General features: G+C 73.1%; 15 protein-coding genes and 4 pseudogenes. 7 read left to right on the top strand and 12 right to left on the bottom strand.

Going from position 1 to position 20,460, the window contains the following annotated elements:
- Positions 1-66 precede the first annotated feature (66 nt).
- Positions 67-462 (bottom strand): hypothetical protein, encoded by a 396-nt coding sequence (locus AB0M03_RS20050; protein WP_363492895.1) that lies wholly within the window; start codon positions 460-462, stop codon positions 67-69.
- A 146-nt stretch (positions 463-608) separates the two neighbouring features.
- On the opposite strand from AB0M03_RS20050, the pseudogene AB0M03_RS20045 reads away from it, so the two are divergent.
- A pseudogene (locus AB0M03_RS20045) lies at positions 609-1,150 on the top strand (maleylpyruvate isomerase N-terminal domain-containing protein); the annotation flags it as partial.
- 855 nt (positions 1,151-2,005) lie between these two features.
- Here the strand turns inward: AB0M03_RS20045 and AB0M03_RS20040 are convergent.
- Positions 2,006-3,145 (bottom strand): annotated as a pseudogene (locus AB0M03_RS20040) (alginate lyase family protein); the annotation flags it as partial.
- Between the two features lie 282 nt (positions 3,146-3,427).
- Between AB0M03_RS20040 and AB0M03_RS20035 the strand changes: the two are divergent.
- Positions 3,428-3,555 (top strand): annotated as a pseudogene (locus tag AB0M03_RS20035) (IS5/IS1182 family transposase); the annotation flags it as partial.
- A gap of 241 nt (positions 3,556-3,796) precedes the next feature.
- On the opposite strand, the gene AB0M03_RS20030 reads toward AB0M03_RS20035, so the two are convergent.
- Positions 3,797-5,017 (bottom strand): RNA-guided endonuclease TnpB family protein, encoded by a 1,221-nt coding sequence (locus AB0M03_RS20030; RefSeq protein WP_363492924.1) that lies wholly within the window; start codon positions 5,015-5,017, stop codon positions 3,797-3,799.
- Positions 5,018-5,544: 527 nt separating this feature from the next.
- Between AB0M03_RS20030 and AB0M03_RS20025 the strand changes: the two genes are divergently transcribed.
- Positions 5,545-6,300 carry a methyltransferase domain-containing protein gene (locus AB0M03_RS20025; protein ID WP_363492894.1) on the top strand — a complete coding sequence of 252 codons (756 nt, stop codon included), beginning with the start codon at positions 5,545-5,547 and terminating at the stop codon, positions 6,298-6,300.
- Between the two features lie 158 nt (positions 6,301-6,458).
- Here AB0M03_RS20025 and AB0M03_RS20020 read toward each other — a convergent pair whose 3' ends face one another.
- Positions 6,459-6,731 (bottom strand): hypothetical protein, encoded by a 273-nt coding sequence (locus AB0M03_RS20020; protein ID WP_363492893.1) that lies wholly within the window; start codon positions 6,729-6,731, stop codon positions 6,459-6,461.
- Positions 6,728-7,815, bottom strand: a pseudogene (locus tag AB0M03_RS20015) (hypothetical protein). The gene AB0M03_RS20020 and the pseudogene AB0M03_RS20015 overlap by 4 nt, the downstream one beginning before the upstream one ends.
- Before the next feature lie 276 nt (positions 7,816-8,091).
- Between AB0M03_RS20015 and AB0M03_RS20010 the strand changes: the two are divergent.
- Positions 8,092-8,928, top strand: coding sequence for a hypothetical protein (locus tag AB0M03_RS20010; RefSeq protein WP_363492892.1), 837 nt, complete (start codon positions 8,092-8,094; stop codon positions 8,926-8,928).
- A 24-nt stretch (positions 8,929-8,952) separates the two neighbouring features.
- Here the strand turns inward: AB0M03_RS20010 and AB0M03_RS20005 are convergent, their stop codons facing one another.
- Complete coding sequence (locus tag AB0M03_RS20005) at positions 8,953-9,972, bottom strand: LLM class flavin-dependent oxidoreductase (protein WP_363492891.1); 1,020 nt, start codon at positions 9,970-9,972, stop codon at positions 8,953-8,955.
- Between the two features lie 241 nt (positions 9,973-10,213).
- Here AB0M03_RS20005 and AB0M03_RS20000 point away from each other — a divergent pair, with 241 nt between their 5' ends.
- Genes AB0M03_RS20000 through AB0M03_RS19990 form a run of 3 tightly spaced genes read left to right on the top strand, consistent with a single transcriptional unit; the run spans position 10,214 to position 12,698 of the window.
- The gene (locus AB0M03_RS20000; RefSeq protein WP_363492890.1) at positions 10,214-11,152 is read left to right on the top strand and encodes a hypothetical protein; all 939 of its coding nucleotides are present in this window, start codon (positions 10,214-10,216) and stop codon (positions 11,150-11,152) included.
- Positions 11,149-11,970, top strand: coding sequence for an SDR family oxidoreductase (locus AB0M03_RS19995; protein ID WP_363492889.1), 822 nt, complete (start codon positions 11,149-11,151; stop codon positions 11,968-11,970). The genes AB0M03_RS20000 and AB0M03_RS19995 overlap by 4 nt, the downstream gene beginning before the upstream one ends.
- Positions 11,967-12,698 (top strand): polysaccharide deacetylase family protein, encoded by a 732-nt coding sequence (locus AB0M03_RS19990; protein ID WP_363492888.1) that lies wholly within the window; start codon positions 11,967-11,969, stop codon positions 12,696-12,698. The genes AB0M03_RS19995 and AB0M03_RS19990 overlap by 4 nt, the downstream gene beginning before the upstream one ends.
- 119 nt (positions 12,699-12,817) lie before the next feature.
- Here AB0M03_RS19990 and AB0M03_RS19985 read toward each other — a convergent pair whose 3' ends face one another.
- The 6 genes from AB0M03_RS19985 to AB0M03_RS19960 form a co-directional block, all read right to left on the bottom strand.
- Positions 12,818-13,924, bottom strand: coding sequence for a hypothetical protein (locus AB0M03_RS19985; protein WP_363492887.1), 1,107 nt, complete (start codon positions 13,922-13,924; stop codon positions 12,818-12,820).
- 19 nt (positions 13,925-13,943) lie between these two features.
- On the bottom strand, positions 13,944-14,909 hold the full coding sequence (locus AB0M03_RS19980; protein ID WP_363492886.1) for an NAD-dependent epimerase/dehydratase family protein: 966 nt from the start codon (positions 14,907-14,909) through the stop codon (positions 13,944-13,946).
- 25 nt (positions 14,910-14,934) lie between these two features.
- Positions 14,935-16,062: a DegT/DnrJ/EryC1/StrS family aminotransferase gene (locus AB0M03_RS19975; protein WP_363492885.1), complete on the bottom strand. Its 1,128-nt coding sequence runs from the start codon at positions 16,060-16,062 to the stop codon at positions 14,935-14,937.
- Positions 16,063-16,217: 155 nt separating this feature from the next.
- Positions 16,218-18,281, bottom strand: coding sequence for an ABC transporter ATP-binding protein (locus tag AB0M03_RS19970; RefSeq protein ID WP_363492884.1), 2,064 nt, complete (start codon positions 18,279-18,281; stop codon positions 16,218-16,220).
- On the bottom strand, positions 18,278-19,264 hold the full coding sequence (locus AB0M03_RS19965) for an ABC transporter permease (RefSeq protein ID WP_363492883.1): 987 nt from the start codon (positions 19,262-19,264) through the stop codon (positions 18,278-18,280). Before AB0M03_RS19965 ends, AB0M03_RS19970 begins: the two co-directional genes overlap by 4 nt.
- Complete coding sequence (locus AB0M03_RS19960) at positions 19,264-20,247, bottom strand: ABC transporter permease (protein ID WP_363492882.1); 984 nt, start codon at positions 20,245-20,247, stop codon at positions 19,264-19,266. The genes AB0M03_RS19965 and AB0M03_RS19960 overlap by 1 nt, the downstream gene beginning before the upstream one ends.
- Positions 20,248-20,460: the final 213 nt, after the last annotated feature.

Here is a 20,460-nt window from a genome sequence, read left to right as displayed (position 1 = left end):
GCCTTCCGGTGCCGAACGGGCCCGGAGCGCTGCTCTTCGCGGGTCAGGGCCGGCCCCGGGCGGCGATCAGGCCGACCCCGGCGATGGGCCTCGGCCGGCGACGACCGCGGCGTACAGCGGCCAGCCGTCGACCGCACGGACCACCGGGGCATCCGGATCCCAGCCGTCGGAGAGGGCCGCGTCGAGGAGGGCGCGGGCGATGCCGGGCTCGTGCAGGTTCAGCACCGGGCCGTCCGCCGTGGCGACCGCGCCGGACGGGAGGAACCCGTCCGTCACCAGCCGCCCGGACCCACCGGCGAAGGCGATCGCCAGTCGGCCGGCGGCATCGGAGCGTCGCACGGAGAGCACGTTGCGGCACCCGCGCACGTACCCCGGATCCCCCTGGTGGTCGTGACGGACCCACCACAGGTACACCTCGTCCCCGACGACCATCCGCCGCGGGCCACCGTCCTTGCGCGCCATGGAGGGGACAGTACTCGCCGCACTACAGACCACGAGCCACCCGGGCGGGCAGGCCGCCACCACGTCGGCCGCGAATAATCGCATGCGGCTGTCAGAGGCATGGCGATAGACGGTCGGCGTGACGACGCAACTTCAGTTCCCCCGCTCTGCTGCAGCTGATCGACGAACGCTCGACCGCCTTCCGCGCCGCGGTCGCCTCCGCGCCCGACCTCGACGTACGCGTGCCGACCTGCCCCGAGTGGACGCTGTTCGATCTGGCGCAGCACCTGGGCGGGGTGCACCGCCGCTGGGTCACCATCGTCGCCGCCGGACCTGCCGACGCCCGCCCGGCCGAGGCCGCTCCGGAGAACGCCCGGCTGCGCTCCGGGAGCGCGAGGCGCTGCTGGCCTGGTCGGCCGGGTCGACCGAGCTGCTGCTGAGCGCCCTGCGCGAGGCCGGCCCGGACCGCGGTTGCTGGACGTGGTGGGGCGTTTCCGCGTCGCCGCAGAACGCCGGGGCCGTCGCCCGGCACCAGGTCCAGGAGGCCGTGGTGCACACCTACGACGCCCGGTTCGCCGCGGGTGACCCGCAGCCGCTGCCGGACGAGGCGGCACTCGGCGGTGTCGACGAGTTCCTGGCCACCTGCTGCACCACGACGAGTGCCTGGCCGTACAAGGCCGCCACCGTCGACTACCACGCCACCGAGGGCGGACTCCCTGAAGATCGACGGCGACCGACGCGTCCTCGACCTGCTCCAGGCCTGGGGCCGGAGGAGTAGCACGTGACGGTGCGCCACCTCGTACGCCCCGAGGGCACGCCTCCCGTGACCACTGCAGCACCGTGGTGGCCCCGGGTCCGCTGATCGCGACCTCCGGCCCGGACGCCCCAGGACGCCCGGGCCGGCTCGCATGAGCCGACGGGAAACGCGACCGATCGGTCCGCCGACGCGGATCAGGCCCTGGGCCGTCCGGCCCCACTCCGGACGACCCCAGGGCTTCAGCGGTGTGTCGGCGGTGTGCGCCCGACGTTCGGGCGTCGACGCTGTCAAAGCGCTACGGCAAAGCCTCCGAGCCGGGTTGTGTCAGCAGGCTCCGTTGTCCTGCCAGATGTTCCAAGCGGCGCCCGAGCCGGGGGTGACGCCCGTGCTCCAGTACAGCGCGGAGTAGTTGTGGCCGCCGTAGGAGACCTTGTTACCGGGAACGTAGGGCGCGGCTGCGCTCCACACGGGGGAGCAGCCACCGCCGGAGGCCGCCGACACCGTGAGCGTGTAGCTCGCGGTGCGGCTTCCGGACGTTGCCTTGCCGGTGACGGTGACCATGTACGTCCCGGCCGGGGTCGACGAGCCGGTGGTGATCGTCAGGGTGCTGCTGCCGCCGGAGGTGACCGAGGGCGGGTTGAACGACGCGGTCGCGCCTGACGGCAGGCCGGATGCCGACAGCGCCACCGACTCCGCCGAGCCCGAGGTCACCGCTGTGGAGACGGTCGTGGTCGCCGAGGAGCCGGCACTCACCCCGCCGGATTTCGGCGAAGCCGCGAGTGAGAAGCCGTTGGAGGCCCGTGTGCCGCTGTCTCCGTGGGTGAGTGTCTCCCAGGCGATCCAGTGGCCGTCGGTGCCCTGCGGCCGGTGGGCGAGGGTGTATTTCCGGGTGTCGGCCATGCCGATCCCGAGCCGGTTGTGAAGCGCGTTGTATCCGATTTCGGTCGTCGGGCCCAGGCCGAGGTGCACGCTTCCGCCGCACAGCCAGGACGGGACGGAGGCGCCGTTCTCGTACTGGGCGTGGAAGTCGAAGGCGTATCGCATCCGGTTCGCCAGCTGCGACCACAGGTCTGTGCCCTGGATGCCGGCCGTCTCGGCGACGTGCGCGATGGCGTCCAGGCCCCAGCCCGTGTGGCCGAAGTCGCGGCAGGTCTCCTGGGCGATGCCGTTGACGAACGTGCTCTGCCCGGACCAGTACTTGGTCAGCTTGCTCCGGGTGTTCACGCTGGACCGCGGCGGGTACGCCGGCGTGCTCCCGCCGGTGGTGTCGTAGACGTACGCGGGGACGCGGCCGAGGAAGATGTTCATGGCCTTGTCGTAGTTCGCGGCGTCGTCGAGGTGGACGGAGATGCCGATCGCGGCGTCCATCATGATCAGCTCCCAGTTGCCGTTCTTGTCGGGAGCGCCCTGGATGACGACGGGGAGGTAGACGTTGCGCAGCATGGAATCGAACCGGGAGGAGTTCGGCCAGCCGCCGCCGTAGGTGTACTTGACGATCTCGGCACTCTGCGACCAGACGGTTCCGGCCCAGCCGGTCTGCAGCGGCGCGTTGGAGTTGGTGTGCTTGGTGATGGTTCCCGACCAGGCGTCCATGATCTGGATCGCCTTCTTGGCGTAGCTGCTGTTGCCGGTCACGTACCAGGCGAGGGCGTCGGTGTAGGCGGCAATGGCGTCCTGCCGCTCGTCGCTGCACCCGTTGTCCGGGATCGACGACGGGCCGCAGCCCACGTCGGCCCGGGGGTGGGGCGTGTAGGACGGTGACGCGTACGAGCTGGCCATCATCTGCGACCAGGCGCTCTTCTGCGGTTCCACACCGCCGTTCACCCGGGTGCGGATCAGGTCCAGCTGAGCCCTGCCGAGCAGGACGCCCGGGTGGGCGAAGGCGGTGGGGGCCGCCGCGCTCCGGCTGATCGGTTCGGTCGTGGCGGCGGGACTGGAGGTCGGCAGCGCGACTGCCGTCCCGAACAGCGCGAGGGCGGTGGCGGCGAGCGCGAATCGCCGGCGCTTCAGCTTGTTCGCTCGTGGGCCTGGGCCAGGGCGGTGGGGTGCCACTGGGCAATCACTCCCATTGGTTGGTCAAATTCCCTGTCACTACTGCGAGTTGAGGCTATGGATGTGTCAGGCCACCGTCAAGCATTCTGGTATAGACCTCTCTGAGGCCGCCTTCGGGATCTGACGGATGGGCAGTGGGCGTTGGTGGAGCCGCCGCTGCCGGCGGCGAGCGCAAGGTTGATCGACTCGCAGTCCGTGCGCACGGCCGACACGGTCCCCGCCGGGTCCCGGGCTTCGACGCGGGCGAGAAGGTGAAGGGCCGCAAGCGGTTCATCGTCACGGACGCCCTGGGCCCACTGCCGGCCGGGCGACGATCGGCATCGTGGGCCGCCGGCCCACCCGAGGCCGACCGGCAACCCGACCAGGCCCTCGACCGCTCTCATGCACCGAATCCCGAGGCCTCAATCGCGGTACGGGCGAAGGCTTCCCGCGTACCTCATGAATGCGATCACCAGCGAGTCCGACTCCGGCGCGATGTAGTCGTACGTCGCGGAGTCGACGTGGCAGTGTTGACTTCCTCCCCCTCCTGAAGGAGGGGGATTCCCCTCAGCCTCGCGGCTGAGCCGCTGCGCGGGTGCGCGGCGGTGGGACTACTTCCTGCTTCACCGACGCCCGCCCGCCCGGAGTGCTCCGTTGAGGTCTTACACCGTCTCCACAGGCTGCTGCCGCCAGTCCGGCGGCCAGGATGTTGCGCGCCGCGTTCACGTCCCGGTCGTGGACCGCACCGCAGCCGCACTCCCACCCGCGGACGTTCAGCGGCATCTTGTCGCGGATCACTCCGCAGGCCGAGCACAGCCTGGAGCTGGGGAACCACCGGTCGACGGTGATCAGCTCGCGGCCGTACCACGCGCATTTGTACTCCAGCATGGTCCGCAGCTCGCTCCAGCTCGCGTCCGAGATGGCTCGGGCGAGTGTGTGGTTCTTGAGCATGTTGCGGACCGTCAGGTCCTCGATCACGACCGTTTGGTTTTCGCGGACGAGTCGGGTGGTGAGCTTGTGCAGGAAGTCCCGTCGCCGGTCGGCGATCTTCGCGTGGACGCGGGCGACCTTCCTGCGGGCCTTCGCCCGGTTGTTCGAGCCCTTGGCCTTGCGGGCGAGTTCGCTCTGGGCCCTGGCCAGACGCTCGCGGTCGGCGCGTTCGTGCTTCGGGTTGGTGATCTTCTCTCCGGTGGAGAGCGTCACCAGGCTTGTGATCCCGGCGTCGATGCCGACCGCCGCATTGGCGGGTGCGGGCATCGACGGGCGGTCGTCGCACAGCAGGGAGACGAACCACCGGCCGGCTGCGTCCTGAGACAAGGTCACCGTGGACGGCGACCGACCCTCCGGGAGCGGCCTGGACCACATGATGTCCAGCGGATCCGTCATCTTGGCCAGGGTGAGCTTGCCATCCCGGTATCGGAACGCGCTGGTGGTGTACTCGGCGGACTTGCGGGACTTTTTCTTCGACTTGAACGTCGGGTATTTCGCCCGCTTGGTCCAGAAGTTGGAGAACGCCCCCTGCAGGTGCCGAAGGGCCTGCTGCAACGGCACGGAGGAGACCTCCGTGAGGAACGCCAGCTCCTCGGTCTTCTTCCACTCGGTCAGCATCGCCGACGTGGCGTTGTAGTTCACCCGCTCCTGGCGCATCGTCCACGCCTCCGTGCGGGCGGCCAGCGCCTTGTTGTACACGAGCCTCACGCACCCGAAGGTGCGCGACAGCTCGGCTGCCTGCGCATCAGTCGGGTAGAAGCGGAACTTGAAAGCCCGCTTCACGTGAGTGGCCGTCATGCTCACAAACTAGTGCGACCCTTGGTAAAGGCCAAATCTCCAGGTCAGGGCACTGCGGTCCGCCTTGCGGCGAATCGCAGCCTCTTGCCCTGCTCCGCAGGAGTTCCGTTTCCTCCCCCGGCTAAAGCCGGGGGTATCCACGGAGGTATCCGATGACGCGCGTCCGCTGCGGATGCGAAGTCCTCGATGTTGTCGGCGAGGAGATCGAGGGCCTTCCGCCCTCCCTGGATCCTCAGGACCGACTCCTCCACGACAACGACCTCTCGTAGGGAGAGGGGCGCCGGTCTTCCGCGAGATCACAGCTTCCCGCCTGCGCCCACAGCAACTGCCCGAGCGTCAGGAGCTCCGAACGCGTCCGGAGAGCTCGAGCGACGGCACGACCGCGCCGACCCCTGCGGGATCCGGCCACTGCGGAAGTGAGCCCTGCGCCCGCTTCGGGCAGTCTGAGGTGGTGGTCGGCGCTGTCACCGGCGGCCGCGGAGGATTCAGGCACCCCGGGATCGTTGCGGGGCGGAAAGGGAGGCCGAGTGTCGGAGGCCGACGAACCGATCCACGATCACCTGGTGGATGCGGCTGCGGTGCGCCCCGGCGGGTGCGTCGCCGATCTGGGCTGCGGAAGCGGACCCACCCTGGCGGCCTTCGCGCGTCGGCTGCCCGGTGTCCGTCTGATCGGCTTCGACCGGTCGGCGGCCGGTGTCGAGGCGTCCCGTGCCCTGTTGGCGGGCCACAGGGGCGGCGCCGAGGTCGAGGTGGCGGACCTGGCCGACCGGCTCCCGCTGCCGGACAACAGCGTTGACGCCGTGGTGTCCTACAACGTCCTCGAGTGCCTGCCGGATCCGGCTGCGCTCCTCGCGGAGGCCGCCCGCGTCCTCAAGCCCGGTGGCCGGGCGGTGGTGGCACACGTCGACTTCGACTCCCTTGTGATTTCAGGTGTTCGTCGGGAGCTGGACCGGCGGATCTGCCACGCCTTCACCGACGACCGGCAGCCCTGGATGGAGCACGCGGACGGCAGGATCGGCCGGAAACTGCCGGGCTTGGTGAAGGCCTCGCCACTGCTGCTGGAACGCGTCCACCCGTGGGTGACCAGCTCGACCGAGCTCAGCGGCCACGCCGCCAGGCGGATCGAGCACATCCGGCATGCACTGACCGGCGCCGCCTCGAAGGGGCGAGGTCGGGTGTCCGTGGAGGAGGTCGAGACCTGGCACGACGCAGTTCGGCTCGCTGCGGACCAGGGGCGCTTCTTCCTGGCCGAGACGGCGATCGTCGTGACCGGCCGGGCGTGATCCCCACTGGCCGGTCGACCCCACGGGTTCATGCCGAGAGCGTTGCCGCCCCGGAGCACCCCATGTCGTGGACGCGGGCCCGCAGAACCGACGCAGTGCGTTCGGAGGCGGCCACCACCTCGGGGACGGACAGCGACCCCGGCCCTCGACCTCGGCGCTCAGCCTTCTTCGACCAGTCCGCAGGCGGCCGGGAACGATTCCAGGAATTCCCGCCGCTGCGGATCCGGCTCGGCCCGGGCCAGGTCCGCGAGCGCAGTCAGGAACCGGTCGAGTTGGTCCTCCGGCAGCCGTTGGAGCGCCCAGGCCACACTCTCCGTCATCTTCACCGCGGAGTCGGGGTCGACCTCGTCGTCCCCGCAGGTGTCGAGGAACCGGACGCAGTCGACGACCAGCCCGGCAAGGGCGGGCACCAGCGGGTCCGTGTCAGTCATCCCGGCAACCTATCCGACGGCTGCGCCGGCTCTCGGCGGGGGTGGAACAGCGCCGGGCCGCCGTCGTGGACGGCGCGCAGCCAGGGTTGGCGGACGGCGGGGAGTCGGGCCAGGGTGTGGAGGAAGACCGAGTGGACGGGCCACAGGCGCCGCGCGGGGTACGGGGGCAGCGGGTCGTCGCGTTCGACGCCGTGCGGGAGAGTGCCGGAGGCGGGGACGAGCCGGCGTTCGTCGTGGAAGGCGAGGTGCATCCAGACGTCCGCGGCGAGCGGGACTGCGGTGGTGCCGGAGGGTGGCTCCCACGGCTCGCCGGTCTGCGGGTGCTGCGGGACCAGGGCAATGTCCGGTACGGGGCCGTGGGTGGGCAGTCCAGGTCCGGCCAGGATCGCGTGCTTGGCGGGCGGGCCGGGAGGCAGCAGGTGGTCGAGGTGCCGGCGGAAGGTCTCGGCGACGGGCCGTCGGGCACGCTGACCGGTGAACCGCCCGATGCGGCGACCGGGTGGGCCAGCGTCACCGCGGCCGCCGCCTCCCAGCGGGGGCTCCATCCGCCGTTGGCCTCGACCGGCGGTGTGCTGCGGCGTTCGGCCGCCAGGTCCTGCCAGTCCTTGATCGGGCGGGCGGGGCCGGCGGGGACGCGGCGGACGGCGCTCGGTTCGAGCCAGGTCAGCTGCCAGAGGCAGCAGTCGTCGACGCGGGTCGCCACCGGGTGTCCGCAGCGGGCGCAGGCGAGGTTGGGGCCGTCCGTGCCGTCGAGGCCGCAGCAGAGTCCTTCGTTGCGTTCGGGGATGAGGACGGTGCCGTGGACGTCGCCCGGGGCCAGGAAGACCGGGCCGGGCGTTCCGAAGGACAAGGAACGGACGGGGGCGTACACCCCGCGGGCCTCCGCCTCGCTCTCGTCGATGTCGTTCCACTTCCGCCACGGCGGTCCGAAGGGCTCGGGGTCGACGGCGTAGGTGCCGGATTCCAACAGCACCGGCACGGCATGGCCGTTGCCGTGGGAGTTGCGGCCGTACACGGGGAACGCGACCCGCGACACGGGAGCGGTCAGTTCGGCTTCGCAGCTCCGGCACGCGAACACATCCATGCACTCTCCCCCTCGTCCGCACCGGCACGCGAGTATGGCGGGCCCGGCGGGCAGGGGCCAACGCTTTTCGCCGGCCCGCGGCGCCACGGACCGCGGCAAGGTCAACCTGCCGCCGGTTCGTTCCCCGCGTGGGTGATTGACGACGTCACGGCGGGTTTCGGGCCTGTGCGGCGGCTACGCTCGCCGCGTGCGAACAGTGTGCTGCCCCGTCGTCGCGGTCGCCCCGCGTGTCCGCCCCACCGCCGCCGTTCGGCCGGCCGCCGTGGGAGTCTGACGGTGGAGGTCTGGCTGCTCAACAACCTGTCGACGTTCACGTTGGCCGTGGTCGTGGTGGGCGGCATCGTGGTGGTCGCCGTGCTCGGCAGTGCGCTGACCCGGCGGCGCTACCCGCAGACCGCCAGCGGCGACCACAACGAGATGGTCGGCGTGGTGCTCAGCATGTTCGGCGCGATCTACGGGGTGATCCTGGCCTTCGTGATCGTGACGCTGTGGACGCAGTTGGAGAACGCGGAGAACGTGGTCGCCGCCGAGGCCACCGCCGCTGCACAGATCGTCAGGGACGCGCAGGCCTTCCCGCCCGCGCAGCGCGACGCCGTGGACCGGGCGGTCGACGGGTACGTGCACGCGGTGGTCGAGCAGCAGTGGCCGCTGATGCGGGACGGGCAAGGCGACTACAACCGCACCGCCGTCAAGCTGGAGGCGGTCTACCGGTCGCTGCAGGGCTACCAGCCGTCCTCCCACTCGGAGCAGACGTTCTACGACGAGGCGGTGGACAGCCTCGGCGACGTGGCGGGCCAGCGCCGGGCCCGAATCACCCAGAGCAGCCAGCAACTGCCGGTCCTGCTGCAGGTGCTGGTGTACGGCGGTGCGGTGGTGATCCTGCCGCTGACGTTCCTGTACGGCATCCGCAGCCGGCGCATCCAGTTGCTGTTCGTCGGCTCGGTGGCGGCGCTGATCGGGTTCAGCCTGCTGCTGGTGCTCGTGCTGGACCGGCCGTTCGCCGGGGAGCTGAGCGTCAGCCCGGCCCCGTTCAAGGAGGGCGCCCTCGCCAAGTTCTGGACGGGACCGGTCGTACCGGAGTCCGGTGTGGCGGACGCCCCGGCCGGCCGCTGACCACAGCGCCTGCTCCGGCCCGGTTCAGCCGGCCGGCTTCCAGCCGAGGGCGGGGCCGAGGCGGGTGGCGATGTCGGTGAGGATCTGGACGTGGTCGTCGTGGCCGAAGGTGAACGGCAGTGCGAAGGCGACCTCGTCGACCTCCCGGAAGCCGGCGTGGGCATGGAGTCGCTCGGCGATCTCCGCCGAGCTGCCGACCAGGTCCGGGGCGAACAGCAGGCGGGCCGGCCCCTGGGGCGCGGTGGTGCGGGGCAGCCGGGAGCGGGCGTACTCCTCGTACCGGGCGCGCTGTGCGGGTGTGGCGCTGTCGGTGGGGATGACGACCAGGCCCTGGGAGACCCGGGCGCGTCCGCCCTCGGGGTGCACCTCGCGGAAGGCCCGGATGTGCGAGCGCTGGACCTCGGCGAAGTCCTCGCCCTGCTCGGCCTTCACCACGCTGCTGGTGAGCAGGTTCATCCCGTTCTCCCCCGCCCACCGGGCGGAGCCCAGGCTGCCGGCGCCGTACCACATGCGGGCGGCCAGGCCCTGGGCGTGCGGCTGGACGCGGTCGGAGAACTCCTCGATGCCCTCGGTGCCGACGAAGTCGGAGGCAGCCTCGCCCCGCACGAAGTCGAGCAGCCGCCGCACCCTGCCGTGGCCGAAGTCCTCGGCCCCCGCGGCGTGCGGGTACAGCGCGTCCTTCACCCCGTCCCAGTGCATCGGCAGGCCGGCGCTGACGCCGGGGTTGAGCCGACCGCCCGACAGGACGTCCACGGTCGCCAGGTCCTCGGCCAGCCGCAGCGGGTTCTCCCAGCCCATCGGTGTCACCGCGGTGCCCAGCTCGATCCGCCGGGTGCGCTGCGAGGCCGCCGCCAGCACGGCCACCGGCGAGGAGATGCCGTACTGGAGATGGCGGTGCCGCACCCAGGCGCTGTCGAAGCCCAGCCGTTCCCCCAGTTCGAACAGCGCCAAGGTGGCCTCGTGCCCCGGGCGGGGGTCGGCACGGTCGAACAGACCGATGGTCAGGAAGCCGAGCTTGCGCAGCGGTTCCGAGGGGAGCGGCATCGGTTCTCCTCCTTGTCGGACACGGCGCACCAGGCGGTGTGCCGTGCTGCCCGTGATCGTGGCACAGCGGCCCGGGCGCGTCGTACCCGGCCGTGGGCGAAGGGGCGCGACGGCAGGGGCTGGCACAGACTGGGGGTGGACGATCCCGTCGTAGTGGGCGGGCGGTTCGGCCGTTCGGTGCACCCGGGTCCGTCGTGGTCCCGGCCCGCGCAGGGCGGCCCCGGCGATGTGGGGAGCACCGATGCTTCTGGGACTCGCCACCGCGCTCGCGGCGGCCGTCTGCTTCGGCTTCGCCTGTGTGTTCCAGGCCCGGGGCGCACGGGCCGCGCCGGCGGCGGACCGCATCCGGGCCGGATTGGTCGCCCACCTCGTCCGGTCGGGGCCGTTCCTGCTGGGCACCGGCCTGGACATCGCCGGGTTCGCGCTGAGCGTCGTCGCCCTGCGCACGCTGCCGCTGTTCCTGGTGCAGGCGGTGACCAATGCGGGTCTGGCGGTGACCGCGGGGGCCGCGGTGTGGCTGCTGGGCGCCCGGCTGCGCCGCAGCGACCTGGCCGGCATCGCCGCCGTCGTCGCGGGGCTCGTCCTGCTCGCGCTCGTCTCCGGCCGGGAGGGCCGCGACCATGCCGGGCCGCTCTTCCATTGCGCGCTGCTCGCTTCGGCCGCCGTCCTGCTGCTGCTCACCGCGCTGCCGGCCGCTCGCCGGGGCAATGCCGCCGCGGCTGCGCTGGGCGTGCTCAGCGGGGCGCTGTTCGGGATCACCAGTCTGGCGGTGCGCGTCCTGGACGTGTCGAGCGTCGGTGCGCTGCTCACCGACCCGGCGGCGTACGCGCTCGCGCTGGGCGGGCTCGGCGGCTACCTGGCCTTCGCGCTGGCCCTGCAACGCGGCAGCGTGACGGCGGCGACCGCGGCCGGCACGGTGGCGGAGACCTTCGGCCCGGCGCTGGTCGGCGTCGTCGTCCTCGGCGACCAGGCTCGGCCGGGTACCGGCTGGGCGGCCCTGGTCGGCTTCGTCGCCGCGGTGGGCGGCACCTTCGTCCTGGCCCGGTTCGGCGAGATCGAGGCGCCGATCGGGGCGCCGCCGGACGGCTCGGGGCCGCGGCCGGACGGCTCCCTCCCCCGCACCGCGGAACCGCCCGCAGACCACTCCGTCCCCGCACCGCAGACAGGTGACCGCTGGTGAGCATCGACGACAGCACCGTGCCCCGGACGACGACGGCAGCCTCCGTCGGCGACGGCGGACAGGTCGGCCGGCCGGTCGCGCCGGTGGCCCTGATCACCGGGGCGTCCTCCGGGATCGGCGCCGCCACCGCCGTCCGGCTGCACGCGATGGGCTGGTCCCTGCTGCTGTCCGGCACGGACGCCCGCCGGCTGCATTCCGTCGCCGAACGCACCGGCGGCATCGCCCTGGCCCAGGACCTGCGCGGCCACGACGGGCCCCGGCGGCTCGCCGATCGCGCCCTGGCCGCCGCCGGCCGGGTGGACGCCCTGGTGGCCTGCGCCGGCATCGGCTGGCGCGGGCCGTTCACCACCATGCCGCCCGAGGTCCTGGACGAGATGGTCACCGTGGACCTGGCGGCGCCGTTGCAGCTGTCCCGGGCCCTGCTGCCCGGAATGGTCGAGCGCGGGCGGGGCCGGATCGTCCTGATCGGGTCGATGGCCGGCCAGGTCGGGGTGGGCGGCGAGGCGGCGTACGCAGCCGTCAAGGGCGGGCTCTCGCTGTTCGCCGAGAGCCTCTGGTACGAGCTGCGCGGCACCGGCGTCGGCGTGCGGATCATCCTGCCCGGGGCCGTGGACACCCCGTTCTTCGCCCGCCGCGGCACGCCCTTCCACCGCTCCCGGCCCCGCCCGGTGCCGCCCGAGCGGATCGCGGACAGCATCGCCCGGACGATCACCGGCCGGCGGCAGCGCGAGTTCGCCCCCCACTGGCTGGCGCTGCCGGCCCGGCTGCACGGCATCGCACCGGGGGTGTTCCGGCGGCTCGCGGACCGCTTCGCATGAGCGGACCGGCTCGGGTGGCGCGTTGGGCGGCGGTGGGCGCCGCGGGCGTGGAGGTGCTGCACCTGGCGCCTGCCGTGACCCGGGTGCCCGCGGTGGGTCGGGTGGCTGCGCGGCGCACGGCCGGCCACGGCGCTGCCGGGCACGTCGCGCTGACCTTCGACGACGGGCCGGACCCGCGGAGCACGCCCGCCTTCCTGGATGCCCTGGACGCGCTCGGGGTGCGGGCGACCTTCTTCGTCCTCGGGTCGATGCTGGAGCGCTCGCCCGCGCTCGGACGCGAACTCGTCCTGCGCGGGCACGAGGTCGCGGTGCACGGCTGGCACCACCGGCGCCCGTGGTACCCGCGGCCCGGCCGGGACCTCGCGGAGCTGCGGGCCACCGCGTCCGCCGTCGCCGAGGTCTGCGGGGAGAGCCCGGCCTGGTACCGGCCGCCGTACGGGGTGCTGAGTTCCGGCCTGGCGGCAGCCGCACACCGGCTGCGGCTGCGCACGGTGCTGTGGACGGCCTGCGGCCGGGACTGGACGGCACGGGCCTCGCCCGACTCCGTGTACCGCACCCTGGAAGGGGGCCTCCGGGGCGGGGCGGCCGTGCTGCTGCACGACTCGGACTGCACCTCCGCCCCCGGCTCATGGCACGCCGCACTCGGCGCCCTTCCACGGATCGCGGACCACTGCACCGAGCTCGGGCTGACCCTCGGCCCCCTGCGGGACCACCACCTGAAGCCGTAGGGGCGCGGGGAACTGCGCGATTGGGATGCGGGTCACTGCACGAACCAAGGGCCGGCCCCCGTACACAGAGGCACTCGCATCCGAATTGCGCAGTTCCCCGCGCCCCTACTGGTCGTCCCTCAGCCCTGAAGGTCTTCCCGGCCGTCGAGGCCGACGCGAGCCAGGGCTGCGGTGAAGGCGGTCTGCCAGGCGGCCGGGGTGGCGCTCGGGGACGGGGGCGGGCCCGGGCGGGTGAGGGCGGCCAGGGCGTTGCGGGCGACCTCTCGGGGGCGGGCGGAGGTGACGTCCGCGTGGCCGAGTTCGAGTTCGTGCTGGAGGTTGTCCCGGCCGTGGCCCTGGACGGTGTCGAGGAGCAGCAGGCGGCGGCCGAGGGCGCGGGCCTCGCTGCAGGTGTCGCCGGAGCTGGTGACGACGAGGTCGGCGGCGGTCATGAGGGCGGGGATGCGATCGGTCCAGCCGAAGGCGTGCAGGCGGGGCTGGCGGGCCTGGGCGGCGCGCAGCCGCTGTTCGAGGCTGTGGTTGCGGCCGGCGACGGCGAGGACGTGCGGGCCGGCGGCGGCGAGGGCGGTGGCGGTGCGGGCGAGCGGGCCGAGGCCCCAGGAGCCGGAGATCAGGAGGACGCATGGGGCGTCGGCGGGAACGCCGAGTTCGGCGCGGGCGGCGGGCCGGGCGGGTGGCCGGTAGAAGGGCTTGCGCAGCGGCGGGGGGACGACCGCGACCGGTGCGTCGGGCCGGTAGCGGCGGACGGCGCAGGCGGCGACCTCGGAGGTGACCAGGAAGAGGTCGGTGCCGTCCTGGACCCAGAGCCGGTGCGGGGTGACATCGGTGCAGAAGACGAAGTGGCGCAGGCCGGGCCGTCCGGTGCGGGCCCGGTTGACGGCGGAGGTGGCGGTGGCGAAGACGGAGACGACGAGGTCGGGCCGGTGCCGGTCGAGCAGCAGCCGGACCTGGTGGGTGAGCCGGGTGCGGGCGGCGCTGTCGGCGAGCAGGGCGAGCCGGGCGCCGGGGCGCAGGGCGGCGAAGTGGAAGGCGTCGTAGAGGCCGGGTACGTCGTGCATGCGGCGGAAGACGGCTTCGCCGGCCCGGCCGGCGTTGGGGCCGAGCAGGGCCATGGCGTCGACGGTGGCGGTGTGCCAGCCGCGGGCGCGGAGGGTGTCGGCGCACGCTTCGGCCATGACGTCGTGGCCCTGGCCGATCGACCCGGAGATCAGCAGTGCGGTGGGCACGGGGTGCTCGGGGCCGGGGTCAGCGGGTGGTGCGGCCGGTGGGCGGCGTGGGGCCGGGGCCGGGGTCGGGCCGGGCGAGGTGCCAGTCGATGTAGCGGCGAACGCCTTCGGCGAAGCCGGTCTGCGGGGTCCAGCCGAGGAGGCGTTTGGCGCGGGCGGCCGAGATCCGGCGGGAGGTGTAGTCGGCGGTTCGGGCCTGGGTGTGTTCGATGGTGACCGGTCCGAGCAGGTGGTCGACGGTGTCGGCGATCTGCCGGACGGAGACGGCGGTGGGGCCTTCGAGGGCGAAGGTCTGGTCCTGGGCGGCCGGGGACAGTGCGTGGACGTGGGCGTCGGCGAGGTCCTCGACGTAGACGAAGTTGCGGGTCTGACGGCCGTCGCCGGCGATGGTGATGGGCCGGTGGCCGAGGGCGGCCCGGACGAAGCGGGCGACGACGAGTTCGTCGCGCATCCGGGGGCCGTAGGGGATGCCGTAGCGGAGGACGGTGAAGTGCTGTCCGTAGAGCTCGCGGTAGCTGTGGACGAGCATTTCGGCGGCGAGTTTGCCGGCGACGTAGAGGTGGCCGCTGCGTTCGAGGTCGACGGGGAAGTGTTCGTCGAGTTCGCCGCGGTCGGGGCCGGGGTCGGTCTGGGCGGCGCCGTACACCCAGACGGTGCTGGCGAGGACGGTGCGGCTGAGTCCGGCCTGCCGGGCGGCCTCGAGGACGGTGGCGGTGCCGTCGATGTTGACGCGGACGGCGCGGACGGGGTCGGCCGCGACCTCTTCGACGTCGGCGACGGCGGCGAGGTGGAAGACGACCTCGGTGCCGTGCAGGGCGGAGGTGAGGGCCGGCAGGTCGAGGATGTCGAGGTGTGCGTGGTCGGCGGCCGGGTTGAGGTACCGGTCGGTGGTGTCGACGGCGAGGACCTCGTGGCCGGCGGCGAGCAGCCGGTCGACGACGTGGGAGCCGATGAATCCGCAGCCTCCGGTGACGGCTACGCGCATGGTGCGTTCTCCTTGGTCCGGCGGGTCATCGCGCGGCGAGTCGGCGGTGGACGGCGGTGACGGCCTCGATCACCCGGGCGATCTCGTCCTCGGTCATGTCGGAGTGCACGGGGAGGCAGACGTGGCGGGCGCACACGTCCTCGGCGGCGGGCAGCGGCGGGCCCTGGTAGGGGCCGAGGACGGGCTGCCGGTGCAGCGGGAGGTCGTACACCTCGCCGGCGAGGCGGACGCCGAAGCCGTCGTACACCTCGCGCTTGAAGCGGGCGCGGTCGCTGCCCGGGGGCAGCAGGGCGATGTACTTGTAGATGTTGCTGCGGCAGCCGGGGGGCTCGGGCAGGGGTTGCAGGCCTTCGATGCCGGCGAGCGCGTCGTCGTAGCGGCGGGCGACCTCGCGGCGGGCCTCGACGAACTCCTTGAGCCGGCGGAGGTGGATCGTGCCGACGGCGGCGTTCAGTTCGCTGAGCCGCCAGGCGTACCCCTCGCGGACGTGGTGGTTGGCGCCGAAGCTGCCCTTGCCCTGGTCGCGGTAGATGCGGGCCTCGTCGCGGACCTCGGCGGACGCGGTGAGGACCATGCCGCCCTCGCCGCTGGTGACGACCTTCGTCGGGTAGAAGGAGAAGGCGGCGCCGAGGCCGAAGGTGCCGGCTGCGCGGCCGTCGTGGCTGCTGCCGTGCGCGTGGGCGGCGTCCTCGATCAGGGGGATGCCGCGGGTGTCGCAGAGGGTGCGCAGGGCGTCGACGTCGGGGGTGATCAGCCCGCCGACGTGGACGAGGACGACGGCGGCGGTGTCCGGGGTGAGGGCGGCCTCGAGCGTGGCGGGGCCGAGGGCGAAGGTGGCGGGGTCGACGTCCGCGAACACCGGGGTGCCGCCGGCGTGCAGGACGGCTCCGGCGGTGGCGTAGAAGGTGACGGCGGGGACGACGACGTCGCGGCCGCGGACGCCGACGGTGCGGAGCAGGATCTCCAGGGCCGCCGTGCCGCTGGACACGGCGACGGCGTGGGCCGCCGCGTGTTCGGCGGCGAAGGCCTGTTCGAACCGTTCGGTCCACGGGCCGAGGGTCAGTGCGCCGGTGGCGAGGATCTCCTCGGCCGCGGCGGCGACCGCCGCACGGTCGGCCTCGTCGAACACGATGCGCGCCGCGGGTACCCCCACGTGACACCTCCGGTTGCCTGGTGGGCGGCCCGCCCGTCATTGGGCGGGGCATCTCAGGCTAAAACGGGCATCTTGGTCAGGGGTGGTCGGCGGGCGCCGACCGGGTGGTCACCGCTCGACGGCGCGGGCGAGCCCGTAGGGGCGCGGGGGGGCACCTACGGGTTTGCCCGCAGGGCTGTGTGCGGGTGGTGGCAGGCGGCGGTGTGGTCCAGGCCGGGTGCGGCCTCGGTGGGGGTCGGGTCGTCCTGTTCGCAGCGGGTGCGCCGGTCGGTGTCGAGGGCCGCGTAGACGGGGCAGCGGGTGCGGAAGCGGCAGCCCTGGTGGCGGACGGTGGGCGAGGGCGGGTCGCCGGCCAGCAGCACCTTGGTGCGGCTGCGTTCGGCGGCCGGGTCGGGCAGCGGGACGGCGGAGAGCAGGGCGCGGGTGTAGGGGTGCCGGGGCCGTTCGAAGACCTCGTCGACGGCGCCGGCCTCGACCGTGCGGCCGAGGTACATGACGCTCACCCGGTCGGCGAGGTGCCGGATCACCGAGAGGTCGTGGGAGACGAAGAGGTAGGCGAGGCCGAGTTCGGCCTTGAGCTGCCGGAGCAGGTTGAGCACGCCGGCCTGGACGGAGACGTCCAGGGCGGAGACGGGTTCGTCGAGCACCAGGAGGTCGGGCTGCACGGCGAGGGCGCGGGCGATGGAGATCCGCTGCCGCTGGCCGCCGGAGAACTGGTGGGGGTAGCGGTCGGCGTGGGCGGGCTCGAGCCCGACCTGGCGCAGCAGGTCGGGTATCCGGCGGGCGATCTCGGCGCGCGGGGTGCGCTGGGCGAGGAGGGGTTCGGCGATGACGTCGCCGATCGGCATGCGGGGGTCGAGGCCGGCGGCGGGGTCCTGGAAGACGATCTGCACGCGGGCGCGGAGCCGGTGGGCGGCGGCGCGGTCGAGGCCGGCGGTGTCGTGGCCGAGGAGTTCGATCCGGCCGCCCTGCGGCCGGGCGAGGCGCAGCAGTTCGTAGAGGGTGGTGGATTTGCCGGAGCCGGACTCGCCGACCAGGCCGAGGGTCTCGCCGCGGCGGATGTCGAGGTCGACGCCGTCGACGGCGTGGATCTCGCCGATCCTGCGTTTGAGGACGGCGCCCTTGAGTCGGGGGAAGGTCTTGGTGAGGCCGGTGACGCCGAGGACGGTCTCCCGTTCGGCGCGCGGCAGGTCGGGACGGCGGGGGGCGGGGAGGTCGGGGACGGGGTAGACCTCGGCGGGGGCCGGGCGGCGTTCGGCGAGTTCTGCGGCGCGCAGGCAGGCGGCGAGGTGGCCGTCGCCGGGGGTGGTGGCGGTGAGGGGTGGTTCGGCGGTGCGGCAGTCGTCCTGGGCGAGCGGGCAGCGGGGGGCGAAGGGGCAGCCGGGGCCGCTCCCGCCGGGCAGGGGCGGTCGGCCGGGGATGGGGACGAGTGGTCCGCCGCGGCCGTCGAGGCGGGGGACGGCGCCGATCAGGCCGAGGGTGTAGGGGTGGTGGGGGCGGGCGAACAGGTCGTCGACAGGGGCGGTTTCGGCGATCCGTCCGGCGTACATGACGGCGACCCGGTCGGCGCTGCCGGCGATCACGCCGAGGTCGTGGCTGACCAGGACGAGGGCGGCGCCGGTCTCCCGGCGGGCGGTGCGCAGCACGTCGAGGACCTGGGCCTGGATGGTGACGTCGAGGGCGGTGGTGGGTTCGTCGGCGAGGATGATGTCCGGGTCGTTGGCGATCGCCATGGCGATCATGGCGCGCTGCCGCATGCCGCCGGAGAACTCGTGCGGGAAGCTGTCGAGGGCGCGGCCGGGGGCGGGGATGCCGACGAGGTCGAGCAGGTCGGCGGCGCGTCTGCGGGCGGCGGCGCGGTCGAGCGGCTGGTGGATGCGGACGGCTTCGGCGATCTGGTCGCCGATCCGGTAGACGGGGGTGAAGGCGGAGAGCGGGTCCTGGAAGACCATGGCGATCCGGCGGCCGCGGATCGCGGCGAGTTCGCGGGCGGGGAGGCCGAGGAGTTCGCGTCCGTCGAGGCGGACGGAGCCTTCGACGCGGGCGGTGCCGGGCAGCAGGCCGAGGACGGCGAGGGCGGTGACGGACTTGCCGGAGCCGGACTCGCCGACGATGCCGAGGGTTTCGCCGCGGTGCAGGTCGAGGTCGATGCCGCGGACGGCGGGGCCGGTGCCGAAGTCGACGGTGAGGTCCCGGACGGTGAGGAGGGCGGGGGTCACGGGGTGCTCCGGTGCGTTCGGGGGGCCCGGTTCGTCGGGCGGGGTCGGTTCGTTCGGCGGGGTCGGGCGCGGCGGCGGCCGGGCTCGGAGGTGGGGTCGAGGGCGTCGCGCAGGCCGTCGCCGAGGAGGTTGACGGCGAGGACGAACAGCACCAGCAGGGCGGCGGCGAAGTAGAACAGCCACGGGAAGACGGGGGCGTCGGCGGTGCCGGCGGCGAGCAGGGTGCCGAGGGAGACGTCGGGGGCGCGTACGCCGAAGCCGAAGTAGGAGAGGGCGGCCTCGCTCATGACGGCGCCGCCGACGGCGATGGTGGCGTCGATGATGAGGAAGGAGGAGACGTTCGGCAGGATGTGCCGCCAGATGATGCGCAGCGGCCGCACCCCCATGAACCGTGCGGCGGCGACGAATTCGCGTTCACGCAGCGAGCGGGTCATGGAGCGGACGACCCGGGCGGTGATCATCCAGTTGAAGAGGGCGAGCAGCAGGACGAAGGCGAGCCAGCCGGTGCCGCGGAGCCGGGGCGAGACGATCGCGACGACCAGGAAGGCGGGGAAGATCAGCATCAGGTCGACCAGGAACATCAGCAGCCGGTCGGTCCAGCCGCCGAAGTAGCCTGCACAGGCGCCGACCAGGGAGGCGAGCCCGGTGGAGAGCACCGCCACGAGCAGGCCGATGACGAGCGACTTCTGGAGGCCGCGGACGGTCTGCGCGAAGACGTCCTGGCCGATGCCGTTGGTGCCGAACCAGTGCTCGGCGGAGGGCGGTCTGCGGATCTCGCCGTAGTTGGGGGTGGCGTAGTCCCAGGGCGTCAGGTGGGGGCCGAGGAAGGCGAGCAGGAAGAGCAGCAGTAGGACGACGGCGCCCACCAGTGCGCCGCGGGAGGCGGCCAGGCGGCCCGCGACCAGGCGCAGCCGTCCGACGGGTGCGGGCCGGTCGGCCGGGCCGGCGGCGGTGGCGGTCTCGGGGAGTGCGGAGGTGGCCATCAGTACCTGACCCGGGGGTCGAGCGCGGCGTGCAGGACGTCGGCGAGGAAGCCGGCGGCGAGCACGGCCACGGCGGCGAACAGGTTGACGGCGACCACGGCGTTGATGTCCTGTTCGTTGACGGCCTGGATGAACCACTCCCCCATGCCGTGCCAGCCGAAGATGGTCTCGGTGAAGGCGGCGCCGGTGAAGATTCCGAGGAAGCTGTAGGCGAACATCGTCGACATCGGGATGACGGCGGTCCGCAGGCCGTGCTTGACCAGGGCGCGGCCTCGGGTGAGGCCCTTGGCCTCGGCGGTGCGCAGGTAGTCGGAGCCGAGCACGTCGAGCATGGTGGAGCGCTGGTAGCGGCTGTAGGTGGCGAGGCCGCCGAGGGCGAGGGAGAGGGTCGGCAGCAGCAGGTGCAGGCCCCAGTCGGCGAGGTGGGTGCCCAGGCCGCCGGCGAGGTTGGGGGTCTCGTAGCCGGTGAAGGGGATCACCTCGTGGCCGGCGGCGTCCTTGGCGGCGATGGCGCCGTTCTTGAGCAGCAGGGCGACGAGGAAGACCGGGGTGGAGAGCAGGACGAAGGAGAAGACGGTCAGCGCGCGGTCGGAGAGGCGGTACTGCCGGACGGCGCTCCAGGCGCCGCCGGCGACGCCGAGCAGCATGCCGAGCAGGCTGCCGACCAGCAGCAGGCGCAGGGAGACCCAGATGCGGCGGCCGAACTCCTCGTTCACCGGGGTGTTGTGGATGGTGCGGCCGAGGTCGGCGTGGCGGAGCAGGCCGCCGGCCCAGGTGGCGAAGCGTTCGACGACCGGGGTGCGGTCGTTGATGTTGAGCGCGGTGAGCTGCCGGTCGACGGCGGCCGCGGAGGGGCGGGGCTGCTTGGCCTCGAAGTATGCGCGCGGGCCGAGGGCGGCGCAGGAGAGCGCGTAGGCGAGGAAGACCGCGGCGGTCAGGAGGACGGCGTAGTAGCCGAGCCGTTTCGCCAGGTACCGGATCACGGTCTACCGCCCGGGTGGTGCGCACGCCTGTCCAACATGGTCATATGCCTTCGTTCGGAGGGGTTTTGACGCAGCTTCGCGCAGCAGTTGTACGGCACGGCCGGTCGGCCGTCCAGGGGGTGCTGCGGAGGGCCGTTCCGACGGTCGGTCGAACGCCCTGGTCACAGTCGATCAGACGGGTACGGACGGGATGTTGCGGCGGCGTTGCGCCGC

The organism is Kitasatospora sp. NPDC051914, assembly GCF_040680995.1.
Taxonomy (GTDB): domain Bacteria; phylum Actinomycetota; class Actinomycetes; order Streptomycetales; family Streptomycetaceae; genus Kitasatospora.
The sequence above is the reverse complement of the archived record's forward strand: the minus strand, read 5'-3'. Positions and strand labels throughout refer to the sequence as shown.